The 11,851-nt window shown below is 42.9% G+C and carries 12 protein-coding genes; 11 read left to right on the top strand and 1 reads right to left on the bottom strand.

Annotated features, from left to right (window positions below):
* Positions 1 to 220: 220 nt before the first annotated feature.
* Entirely contained in the window at positions 221 to 742 is a 522-nt protein-coding gene (locus AC1U9U_RS12855; RefSeq protein ID WP_479960949.1) for an ureidoglycolate lyase, read from the bottom strand.
* A 298-nt stretch (positions 743 to 1,040) separates the two neighbouring features.
* On the opposite strand from AC1U9U_RS12855, the gene allE reads away from it, so the two are divergent.
* The 11 genes from allE to AC1U9U_RS12800 form a co-directional block, all read left to right on the top strand.
* A complete protein-coding gene (gene allE, locus AC1U9U_RS12850) occupies positions 1,041 to 1,802 on the top strand; it encodes a (S)-ureidoglycine aminohydrolase (RefSeq protein WP_479960948.1) in 762 nt (253 codons plus the stop codon).
* A gap of 48 nt (positions 1,803 to 1,850) precedes the next feature.
* Positions 1,851 to 3,509, top strand: a complete 1,659-nt coding sequence (locus AC1U9U_RS12845) for a PucR family transcriptional regulator (protein WP_479960947.1) — start codon at positions 1,851 to 1,853, stop codon at positions 3,507 to 3,509.
* 210 nt (positions 3,510 to 3,719) lie between these two features.
* On the top strand, positions 3,720 to 5,672 hold the full coding sequence (locus AC1U9U_RS12840) for an ABC-F family ATP-binding cassette domain-containing protein (protein WP_479960946.1): 1,953 nt from the start codon (positions 3,720 to 3,722) through the stop codon (positions 5,670 to 5,672).
* A 40-nt stretch (positions 5,673 to 5,712) separates the two neighbouring features.
* Entirely contained in the window at positions 5,713 to 5,868 is a 156-nt protein-coding gene (locus AC1U9U_RS12835; RefSeq protein ID WP_479960945.1) for a hypothetical protein, read from the top strand.
* 80 nt (positions 5,869 to 5,948) lie between these two features.
* Positions 5,949 to 6,461 carry a VUT family protein gene (locus AC1U9U_RS12830; RefSeq protein WP_479960944.1) on the top strand — a complete coding sequence of 171 codons (513 nt, stop codon included), beginning with the start codon at positions 5,949 to 5,951 and terminating at the stop codon, positions 6,459 to 6,461.
* 27 nt (positions 6,462 to 6,488) lie between these two features.
* A complete protein-coding gene (gene queC / locus AC1U9U_RS12825) occupies positions 6,489 to 7,148 on the top strand; it encodes a 7-cyano-7-deazaguanine synthase QueC (RefSeq protein ID WP_479960943.1) in 660 nt (219 codons plus the stop codon).
* 75 nt (positions 7,149 to 7,223) lie between these two features.
* Positions 7,224 to 7,817 carry an HD domain-containing protein gene (locus AC1U9U_RS12820; RefSeq protein ID WP_479960942.1) on the top strand — a complete coding sequence of 198 codons (594 nt, stop codon included), beginning with the start codon at positions 7,224 to 7,226 and terminating at the stop codon, positions 7,815 to 7,817.
* A complete protein-coding gene (locus tag AC1U9U_RS12815; protein ID WP_479960941.1) occupies positions 7,814 to 8,254 on the top strand; it encodes a YaiI/YqxD family protein in 441 nt (146 codons plus the stop codon). Before AC1U9U_RS12820 ends, AC1U9U_RS12815 begins: the two co-directional genes overlap by 4 nt.
* Before the next feature lie 84 nt (positions 8,255 to 8,338).
* A complete protein-coding gene (locus AC1U9U_RS12810) occupies positions 8,339 to 9,850 on the top strand; it encodes an IMP dehydrogenase (RefSeq protein WP_479960940.1) in 1,512 nt (503 codons plus the stop codon).
* A 197-nt stretch (positions 9,851 to 10,047) separates the two neighbouring features.
* On the top strand, positions 10,048 to 10,386 hold the full coding sequence (locus AC1U9U_RS12805) for a HesB/IscA family protein (RefSeq protein WP_479960939.1): 339 nt from the start codon (positions 10,048 to 10,050) through the stop codon (positions 10,384 to 10,386).
* A gap of 338 nt (positions 10,387 to 10,724) precedes the next feature.
* A partial coding sequence (locus AC1U9U_RS12800) for an LTA synthase family protein (RefSeq protein ID WP_479960938.1) occupies positions 10,725 to 11,851 on the top strand: 1,127 nt, incomplete at its 3' end.

The raw sequence follows: 11,851 nt of genomic DNA, 5'->3' as shown, positions 1-11,851 counted from the left end.
TGAAGCCGTATTGTTGTGTCATCCTGAGGTAGTATTGTTATGTCATCCTGAGGTAGTATTGTTATGTCATCCTGAGGTAGTATTGTTATGTCATCCTGAAGGAGGAACGACTGAAGGATCTTTCTTGGCTTATCAGAAAGTATAAGTCTGCGGGCGCATAAGGGCAACCAGCGGCCTCGCTTTCGCTAAAGCTCGGCGAAGCCGGGTTTTCTTTAATTGTCTACAGTTTTAGTTCAAAGGTCTCGCCTAACTCCCGGATTTGTACATCACCGTCATAAAGTGGGGCAATGGATTCGTCGGAAGTCTGCTTGCGGGTTGCCAAGATATAGGCGAATTTTGGTTCAAGGGGAAGAATGGTGCCATGCCAAACACCCCGATGAAGAACGAAACACATATCCCGTTCCCAGAGAAAAGCACGCACAGAGTCTAAGGATGGTAAAGATTCCGGATCATGGGGATTCGTGGCAGGAGCAACGGTAATAATTGCTGGGCCACCGGTCATCATAAAAAACCCCTGGGTTACTTTAATATGGCGTTCAAGACTGGAGAACTTGAATTCTTTTCGCTCCAATAAGGCATAGACAAACTCCGATTCTCCATCGTCCACTTCAAAGGGCATCCGATCGGTAAAAATAGGCGGGGTGTTTTTGAAGGGAGCAATTCCCGGGTTAGGGCACAATAAATAGCCGAAAGGGCTGAAGGCTTCCTTAGTTAAGGTCTGGACTTTAAGTATACGACTCATTATTAGGTCATCTCCTTTTTGGATAATTAGGGTTCTCCAGGGAATAATGTTTTCGGGTTTACCAACCTATTCGGTTTATTTTTCTAACTTCCTTTATCTTATTTTGCTAAAGAATGAGTTTTGATTTCCCAAAGTTCTACGACAGCTCTTAGAAAAAGAGGGTAAAGCAATACGAATTAGTAGGTTTAGATTTATCCAATAAGGATAAAGGGGAAAACTAAGGAATCACGAACATTAAGAATATAGTGCTAATTGTTTAATTTCTCTATAGATACAAATAATGAAAGGGGAATAAGATATGGGTTATCCGAAGGATCTGTTATCAACACGGGCTATTGTTAAACATGGGAGGTACGCCTTGATTCCTCCTGAAGGGCGGGTAAAGAACGTTCTTCCTAATCTTCAGCAATGCAATGTTAGTATTATTGCTTCACCTCATTATGGCCCCCAATTTGCTATGTATACTGTAGAAGTATTGCCGGGAGGTGGCACGGTCAAACCTTTTAAGGAAGAGGGAATTGAGACTTTCATTTATTGCTTGAGTGGTCAAGGAAAAGTCTCCGTTGAAGGGAAAGAACACAGCATTGACGAAAGTGGTTATGTGTTTGCTCCCGCTTCTTTGGGGATGGAGCTAAAGAATGATTCCGATGCACCTTGGCGGTTGCTTCTTTACAAACAACGTTATCGCCCCATCGAAGGCTTTGAAGCACGAATTGTGGTAGGACGTCTCAACGATATGCCGGATGCTCCTTATGATGGCATGGAGAATGTCCGCATCAAGGATTTACTCCCCACGGATTTAGGCTTTGATGTTAACTTCCATACCCTGAGTTTTTTACCGGGGGGGTGCCATCCCTTTATCGAAACTCATGTCCAGGAACATGGGCTCTACCTGTTAGAAGGTGAGGGAGTTTATCTTATTGACGATCAATGGATTCCGGTCAAGAAGGAAGACTTTATTTGGTTCGGGCCATATGTTCCCCAGGCCTGCTACGGTGTAGGACGTACGCCTTTTACCTATATCTATACCAAGGATTGCAATCGCGATATAAAATTATAAGGCGCTCCAATGGCAAAGGTTGGAGATTAGAGCGAAGAGGTGGTAACATTGGAGATTACCGTTAAAGATCTTTTACGGGTGGGCCCTTTAAAAACTTCCCAAGTAGTTGCCGGCTACCAAAAGCTTGATAATGTGGTCAAAGGTGTTACCATCATTGAAGCTCCGGATATTGTCAATTGGTTGGCGGGTGGGGAACTTCTTCTAACCAGCTTGTATTCCGGACCTGGGGAAGGGATGGATTATCGGGAGTTTATTCGTAATATGGCAGAAAAAAAAGTCTCAGCTTTGGCCGTTAAAGTCCGGCGCTTTGTCAATGATATTCCCACGGAGATCATTGAGGCAGGTAATGAATATGGCTTGCCGGTCATTGAACTGGACGGGAATGTTCGCTTTATTGATGTTATGTATCCGGTCATGGAGCAGCTCTTTAACTCCCAAGTGGTAAAGTTAAAATACTATAAGGATGTTCAAGAACGGTTTACTACTTTGGCTTTGCAATGTGAAGGCTTGGAAGCGATTATTAATACCCTGGAAGAACTGGTAGGAAACCCGGTAGCAGTCTATGATAAGAACTTTAAATGCATCAAGAGTACGAATCCCCTGTTAGATCGGTTTGTAGAGCCTGAGGAATTTGCCTTAAGGGAAAATCTTAATGATAAGTTTTCCTATTACCGTCAATCCGTATGCTATCCCGACCTTGGAGATCAATGTATATCCCAAGTGGTAGTTCCGATCCAGGCCTTTACCCAAATGAAGGGTTATCTAACTATCGCGGAGTTAAATAAACCTATTGGAGATATGGATTTTATTAGCATTGAACAAGCCGCCACTGTGACGACTTTGGATATGGTAAAAAGATTTGCGGTGAAAGAAGTTGAGTATAAGTTTAGGAATGATTTAATTGAGCATATCCTTTCGGGCGAATTAGCTTCGACAAATGCCCAAGAGAGGCTCGCCTTAATGGAATGGGATTTGAATCGGCCTTATTATGTCATTCTTTTTGACTTAAGGAATTTGGATGCTTATCATGTCGAGCAACGTTCCCAACAAAAGATGGCTCTGCAAAGCATTAAATCGGAAATTACCTCAATCATCTCCGGTACGATAAAAACCTTTAGTCGGGACTTCATTCTTGGCAATAAAGTAGATAAGATTGTTCTTCTTTTGCCATTGACCGATACTCAGGGTAATTCATTAGAGAGAGCTAAGAAGATTGCCAAAGAAGCTCGGGGGCAAGTCAAGAAGAGACTGAAAAAGATCGTTATTGAAGTAGGAATCGGGGATTTAGCTAACGGTGCCGAGGAGATTCCTCGTAGTTATAAGGAAGCTTTAGATGCTTTAAGTTACGGGGGAATGATCCACAATGGAAGCTCCGTGGTAGCATTTTCTGAGCTAGGTGTTTTTCGCATTCTTTGCAAATTTGCCGAAAGAAACTCCTTGGAGGAGTTCATTCCAAAGTCTTTGACCAAAATTCTCGAATACGACAAAGATAATGAGGCCGATCTGCTAAAAACATTGGAGGTATTCCTGGAATGTAATGGAAATGCCAGTAAGGCAGCCAAGGAATTGTTTATTCACTATAAAACCATACTCTATCGTTTGGAGCGTATCAAAGAAGTAGCCCAGCTAGACCTGGAAGACAGCAAAAATCGTCTGGAATTAGAAATGGGAATAAAGATGCTGCACCTGATCAATACTCAGGGATAAACCTGATTAAGTTAAGGAATACCAAATTAAATCAAAGAAGGAAGACCGGTAAAATGGCCTTCCTTTTTTGGCTTAATAATTTAGATTGAAAAGGGTGTTTCCATTATAATGAATTATGTGAGAAAATGAGGTTTATTGAAACTATATGAAATGGTATACTCAAGGGGTTCTTCCTAAGGTGGGGAATTTTAATATAAGGGGATAAATAAGATGAATCTTTTGACTGCGGAATCCCTAACTAAGAATTACGGGGTTAAAGTTCTTTTTAAAGATATTTCTATGGGCATTGAGGAAGGTCAAAAAATCGGCATAATTGGTGTGAATGGAACAGGTAAGTCCACTTTGCTAAGGATTTTGGCTAAGAAGGAAGAACCTGACGAGGGACAGATCATAACCAATAACGACCTACAGCTGGAGTATCTTCCTCAGGAACCGGATTTTGATGATGATGCTACCGTATTGCAACAGGTATTTAGGGGAAGTTCTCCCCTCATGCAGCTTCTCAGGGAGTACGAAACTGCTTTGGAGCGATTGAATCAAGCTTCCGATGATCCCGATCTTCAGAATAATCTTCTTAAATTGAGCCAAAAGATGGATAGTCTCAACGCCTGGCAAATCGAAAGTGAGGCCAAGGCCGTTCTTACTAGGCTGGGGATAAGCCAGTTTGATACTCCTGTAGGAATTTTATCCGGAGGACAACGCAAACGAGTAGCTCTGGCCTGCGCTCTGATTCAGCCCGCGAATTTACTTATCCTCGATGAACCCACCAATCATATCGATAATGAGATGGTGGATTGGCTGGAGCTATATTTGCATAAACGCAAAGGTGCTCTTTTGATGGTTACCCACGATCGTTATTTTCTGGATCGCGTGGTAAATCGAATTTTTGAACTGGATCGGGGAAAACTTTATTCATACCCCGGTAATTATAGCCGTTATTTAGAATTGAAAGCGGAGCGGGAGGAACAGGAAGAGGCTACTGAACGCAAACGTCAAAATCGTTTGCGCAACGAACTGGCTTGGATACGCCGGGGAGCCCAAGCCCGTACCACAAAACAAAAGGCACGAATTGAACGGTTTGAACAACTTCAAGCGGATAAACCGGAGGAAAAGGCGGGTAAGGTAAAAGTCACCGCAGGAGCAACTCGCTTAGGAAAAAAGGTTATCGAGTGTTCCCATCTGCGTAAAGCATACCCCGGTCGCGGGGTAGTCATTGAAGACTTTAGCATTATTCTTGCCAAGTATGAGCGAATTGGGATCGTTGGTCCCAATGGCAGCGGTAAATCCACCCTGTTGAATATCCTGGCGGGACGAATCCCGGCGGATCAAGGGCAGATCGAATGGGGGCCTACTGTCAAAATTGGTTATTTTACTCAGGAGTGTAAAGAATTCGAACCTCAAGCTAAAGTCATTGATGTGATTAAATCCGTGGCGGAGGTAATACCAACTCCGGATGGGGGGGTAATTACAGCTTCCCAGATGCTGGAGCGATTCCTGTTTACCCCTGCTCAACAATGGACCCCCGTTGAGAAGCTTTCCGGAGGGGAAAAAAGGAGACTTTATCTTCTCCAGATATTGATGAATTCCCCCAATGTGCTGCTTTTAGATGAGCCTACCAATGATTTAGACATCCAAACTTTAAGCATCCTCGAAGAATATCTTGAGGATTTCCCCGGTGTAGTTATCGCCGTTTCCCATGATCGTTATTTCTTGGATCGGGTCGCTGAGCAGATTCTTGCTTTCGAAGGGGAGGGAAGGATTCGCTCCACCATTGGCAACTATACGGAGTATCGAGAACAGATGGAGGGGTTTGTCTCGGAAAACCTTGATTCCCAGGAGTCGCGGGATAGAAAGTTAAAGCAATCATTGGCAAAGGAAGGTATAAGCGATTCCGCTCAGCCGAGCAAGGCCAAGGAAAGACCCCTCAAAATGAGTTACAAAGAACAGCGTGAATATGAGCAGATTGAGGACGTGATTGCGGGCATAGAGAGTCAATTGGAGGAAGTTAATCAGGATATGATTAATGCGGGCAGCAATTACGGTAAACTCAATGAACTGATCAAAACTAAGGAAGACCTGGAGAGAAGACTCGAAGAAGCCCTGGAACGCTGGACTTATCTTAGTGAATTAGCTGAACAAATAGCTCAGAATAAGTTGCATTAACCTTAAAGTTAAGCCATCGATAAAAATTTTGGAGGATTTTATGGACAAGAATAGCATCGAGTTAATGAAGAAGATTATCGAGGAGAAGAAGCAAAAGAGTGCTCAACAAGGTGGACCGACTAAAGCGGCAGCAAAGATTGGCCAGGCTCGCGGAGGAATAAAGAGTTATAAAAAAGGTGGACTCTTTGATAAATGAGCATTTATTGAAAATCAAGCCTTGCTCAGGATTAGTCATAGAGTTATAATATTTTGATAGAAAAAAGAGGAGTAAAAATAATGTTAATTGTTCTGGCTTATTTGGCAGCGAATGTAGCTGCCAATTTATCCGTAACTTACTTTGGGCCGATCTCAACACCGATTAATGCCTTTTTGCTGATTGCCTTTGATTTAGTAGCACGGGATTCCCTCCACGAAAAGTGGGGACGTAAGCATCTTTGGCCGAAGATGTTATTGCTCGTAGGGACAGGGGCCCTTTTGTCTTGGTTTATTAACCGTAACGCCGGGACGATTGCTACCGCTTCCTTTATTGCCTTTTTACTCACAGGCATAACCGATACCTTGGTTTACCAAGCATTGAAGAAGTATCCGCGTTTTCTTAAGGTTAACGGTTCAAATATTGCCTCAGCTGCTGTAGACTCGATTGCTTTCCCTACTTTAGCTTTTGGCACCTTTATCCCCTATGCGGTATTTGGCCAGTTTTTTGCCAAAGTCTTCGGGGGCTATATTTGGTCTTTGATTCTTTTCCGCAAGGATCGAACTAAATTTAAGGATAGTCTTAAGACTACTTAAACGAAAATCAACTGAAGGAGTTCGCTGATGAAAAAAGCAGTTGTATTGCTATCAGGAGGATTGGACAGTACCACCTGTATGAGTGTGGCAGCTCAGGAGGGTTATGATTTATTTCCTCTGTCCTTCGATTACGGACAAAGGCATCAACGAGAGTTAGCGGCGGCTAAAGCTGTTGCCCGCTATTATCAGGTCAAAGCGCACCGGCTCATCAAGCTTGATAATGTGGGTGGAAGTGCTTTAACGGACTCATCACTGCAAGTTCCCGATTACGTAGAAAATGGTGAGATCCCGATTACTTATGTGCCGGCTCGGAATATTTTATTTTTAAGTTATGCTTTGGGTTATGCTGAGGTCGTGGGTGCAGAGGCAATATTTATCGGCATCAGTTCAATAGATTATAGCGGCTATCCAGATTGTCGGCCGGAATTTTTAGAAGCCTTTCAAAAGGTCGCCCAAGTGGGAACCAAAGCCGGAGCAAACGGTCAAACAATCAGGATTAAGGCTCCTTTGCTTCATCTTTCCAAGGCAGAGACTATTAGTCTGGCTGTCCATAACGGCGCACCTTTACATTTAACCACCAGTTGCTACCGTGGGGGAGAAAAGGCTTGCGGAACCTGTGATAGCTGTACTCTGAGGCTTAAAGGCTTTGCCGAAGCAGGTATTAAAGATCCTATTCAATATAAGTAATTGATCTTAATTCCGGTGTCATCCTGAAGGAAGAATGACGGAAGGATCTTTTAGATAACAAAGGAGAGGTCCCAAATGATAAGTGAAAGAATGGAGAAGCAGATTCAGTTTATAGTGACTATAGATGAACTGAAAAATATAACCCGGCAAAGTATTACCATTAGCAGTAGGCGTAATGAGAATGATGCGGAACATTCCTGGCATTTAGCAGTGATGGCTATGCTTTTTTCCGAATATGCCGAGGACCAAAATATTGATATTTTAAAAGTAATCAAAATGGTGCTGATCCACGATTTAGTAGAGATTTATGCAGGAGATACCTATTGCTACGATGAAAAAGGGTATGAGGACAAAGATGAAAGAGAACGGATGGCAGCGGACCGCTTATTCAGTATTCTCCCCGAGGATCAAGGTAAGATGATAATGGATCTTTGGCGGGAATTTGAAGAGATGGAGACCGAAGAAGCGGCTTTTGCGGCAACTTTGGACCGATTCCAGCCTTTATTGCTCAATTACAATACGGATGGACACACTTGGCAAAGACCGGGTATTACCAGCGAGAAGGTCTTAAAACGGGCGAATATTGCTAAAGAGAGGGTCCCCCAAATTTATGAGTATATTGAAAGGCTAATCCTGACCTCTATTGATAGAGGAATTCTTAAACCATGAAAATCTTAATTGATGCCGATGCTTGTCCGAAAGCTGTTTTGCAAATATGTTTAAAGCGTGGTCGTGAATTCCGTGTGCCTGTATGGACTGTGGCTAGTTTTAACCATGAAATTAGTTCCGATCATCATATTGTGGTAGGGAATGGTCCCCAGGAGGCAGATATTAAAGTAGTGAATTTAAGTGAGGCAGGAGATCTTATCATCACCCAGGATATTGGCCTGGCTGCCATGGTTCTGGGCAAAGGTGCTAAGGCCCTGGGCCCGGCCGGCAAGGAGTACCAGCCTGGGCAAATGCCGAATCTGTTGGAGGAGCGGGAGCTGAAAGCCAAATACCGCCGGGCAGGCGGGCGGACTAAGGGACCCGGCAAGCGAACCCGGGATGAGGACCAGCATTTTGATGAGACATTAGTAAGGTTATTGCAGCAGGGCAAGGGATGAAAAATATAAGAACGGCTTGTTTTTTTATAGCAATTAATGATATTATAAAAGATAAAATTTTAACGATGCAGGAGTGATAATAAAATGGCCGTTTATTTTAATGAACCTTCACGGACTTTTGGGGAATACCTTTTAGTCCCCGGATATTCTTCTACCGAATGTGTAGCTACAAATGTTAGTCTAAGAACACCTCTGGTCAAGTATAAAAAGGGTGAAGAGTCTTCAATAATGATGAATATTCCATTGGTCTCGGCTATCATGCAGTCCGTATCAGATGACCGTATGGGGATTGCTTTGGCCAAAGAGGGTGGCATCTCCTTTATCTATGGTTCTCAGACAGTGGCCAATCAGGCGCAAATGGTATCAAGAGTTAAAAACCATAAAGCCGGTTTTGTCATCAGTGATTCCAATGTGAAGCCTGAGGATACTTTAGCAGATGTGTTAGCTCTCAAAGAAAAGACAGGACATTCCACAGTAGCCGTTACCGATGATGGTACTGCAAATGGGAAATTATTGGGTATTGTTACCAGTCGCGATTATCGAGTTAGCCGGATGTCCACGGATATCCAAGTTCATGAATTTATGACTAAATTTGAAGATCTGATCTGTGCCGATGAAAAAACAACCCTCAAAGAAGCTAATGATATTATTTGGGATCATAAATTGAATGCTTTGCCTTTAATTGACAAGGAGCAACGGCTAAAGGCGATGGTCTTCCGTAAGGATTATGATTCCAATAAAGAGAATGAAAATGAACTTTTAGATAGTTCCAAGCGTTATGTGGTGGGAGCAGGTATTAATACCCGGGATTATGCCGAGCGTGTCCCCGCCTTAGTCAATGCCGGTGCGGATGTCTTATGCATTGACTCTTCAGAAGGTTTTACAGAATGGCAGAAAATAACTATTGACTGGATTCGTGAACACTACGGTGAGAGCGTTAAAGTTGGTGCCGGTAATGTTGTCGATCGGGACGGTTTCCTCTACCTAGCTAAAGCCGGAGCAGACTTCGTAAAAGTCGGTATCGGGGGCGGATCCATCTGTATAACCAGGGAACAAAAAGGAATTGGTCGTGGACAAGCTACTGCAGTTATTGAAGTAGCAAAGGCTCGGGACGAGTACTTTGAAGAGACCGGGATCTATATTCCCATCTGTTCCGATGGGGGAATTGTCTATGATTATCATATGACCCTGGCTTTGGCAATGGGTGCGGACTTCATCATGCTAGGAAGATATTTTGCCCGTTTTGATGAGAGTCCTACCAACAAGGTCAATATTAATGGAAGCTATATGAAGGAATACTGGGGTGAGGGCTCTAATCGGGCCAGAAACTGGGAACGTTATGATATGGGCGGCGATAAGAAGCTTTCCTTCGAGGAGGGCGTGGATTCCTACGTTCCTTATGCCGGCAGTTTAAAGGATAATGTGACCCTCTCCTTAAACAAAGTTCGCTCAACTATGTGTAACTGTGGGGTTCTAACCATTCCTGAGTTGCAGAAAAATGCGCGAATCACCTTGGTTTCGGCAACCAGTATTGTCGAAGGTGGTTCTCACGATGTGGTTCTCAAAGACAATAATATGGTTGATTATCTTAAGTAAAAGGCCTAACTTCAGATGGAATTTCCATCTGAAGTTTAGTTTTTTGTGAAAATTACCAAATTATTGTTTTGGGACCAGGTTGCTACTTTGATTTGAACCTAAAAGATGATAAAGTAATATATATAAACTATAAGCTATGCTTATCGTTAAAGTGCGAAATTAAGATCGTCAAGGTCAAAAATAAGGAGATGAATAGAATGGTTAAAATTTCTGAGCTTGCGGCCCAAAAAGTTAAAGAAGTGCGAAAAGCACAAAATAAGGAGAATTCCTATCTGCGCCTCTACTTAGCCGGATTTGGCTGTGGTGGCCCAAGTTTTGGGATGGCCTTGGAAGATGCTAAAACAGAAGTGGATGTTCTGGATGAAGAATATGGAGTATCTATCATTACCGCCAGCACTCTTTCCGAATATCTAGAAGGTGCATTTATCGATTTCGTGGAAAACGAAGCCGGCAGTGGATTTGAAATCCGCTTGGCAAAAGATTTCGGTGGTCAAGGTTGCGGCAGCAGCTGTGGAGGCTGCGGCGGTAGCTGCTAAGGAATTGAATCGTATGCATTGAACGAGACTTCCTTCAGAGGGGGATTCAACCCCCACTGAAGGTTAGTCGAGTCCATACTGGACTTAACCGCCCTTTGGCACCCGCCGCCTATAGAGGCGGGGGTCTTAGGGCGGATTAGTTCAGTGATAAGAAGGGGAGCCCCTAGTTCGGGCTCTCTTTTGTTTGGATGTCATCCTGAGCGTGAGCGAAGGATCTTTATCCGGTGCAAGATTTCTATGCCCCCTTGGGCAGGCTTATGTGCTTTGGAAAGATTGTGTTATAATGGATACTGTTGCTTTTGCATACTAAATAAAACTACAAATCTTTAGGTGATAAAATGTCTGTTCTTCAATATAATTCCGTAAAGAAAAACCTCCGTATTATCCTTGATTTCATACCCGATCCTTTTTGGTGGGGAGCCTTTATATTGGGCTATATCAAAGTTATTGCCTTTATGGGATTAACCACTTCCTGGAATAACTCGTGGAACTTCTATTTTGAAAATGATTATAGATTATCCAGTAATATTGCTTTTTGTTTTACCCTTTTATTTTTTTCTATCCCTTTAATTTTTAAGGGGAGAAGGCGCCTCTGGGTAACCTGGTGCTTTAGTGCACTTCTGGGTTTTTTATTACTGGCTGATTTAGTATATTATCGAGGATATGGTGATTTTCTTACCTTTCACCTTATCAAGCAAATAATTAATCTGGAAGACCTAGGTAGTTCGATCCTATCCCTCTTTTATTTCTCCGATATTTTTTTTATTATCGATAGCTTATTAGGTCTTTTCCTGCTGGTCTTTTCAAGGGAGGCAGGAAAGGGAATTTCAAGACAACTCCCTTGGTTCCTTCTGATTTGCCTACTAGCGACGGGTTTTATTTATTCCGCTCATTATCGCTATGACCGAGTAGAAAATGGGGAAAACAATATCGTCTTTCGGATCTGTTGGGCTCCTACAGACACTATGAGAAATTTATCTCCTATCGGCTATCATTTCTATGATGGCTATGTATATTTCAAAGAAAACCAGATCCTTGACTTAACTCCTGATCAGGAGGAGGAAATCCAAAATTGGTATAGCCAAAATCAAGAAGATACACCTTCTGAGGAGTTTAAAGGAGTATTTGCGGGACATAATCTTATCCTGTTACAGGTGGAGTCACTGGAGAATTTCGTCGTTGATCAAAGCTATAATGGTCAAGAAATAACTCCGACTTTGAATCGGCTTTTGCAGGATAGCATCTATTTTCCTAATTTCTATGAACAGGTGTGGAATGGAACCACTTCTGATGCTGAACTCTTGGCAAATGCTTCTGTATATCCGGTAAGAAGGGGGAGTACCTTCTTTAGATACCCCCACAACGAGTATAATAGTTTACCAAGGTTACTTGCCGAAAAAGGATATACTACCCGGGCCAGCCATCCGGATAATGCCGGTTATTGGAACTGGGTCCAAGCCTTAAC

Source organism: Desulfitobacterium sp. (assembly GCF_982384815.1).
The sequence above is the reverse complement of the archived record's forward strand: the minus strand, read 5'-3'. Positions and strand labels throughout refer to the sequence as shown.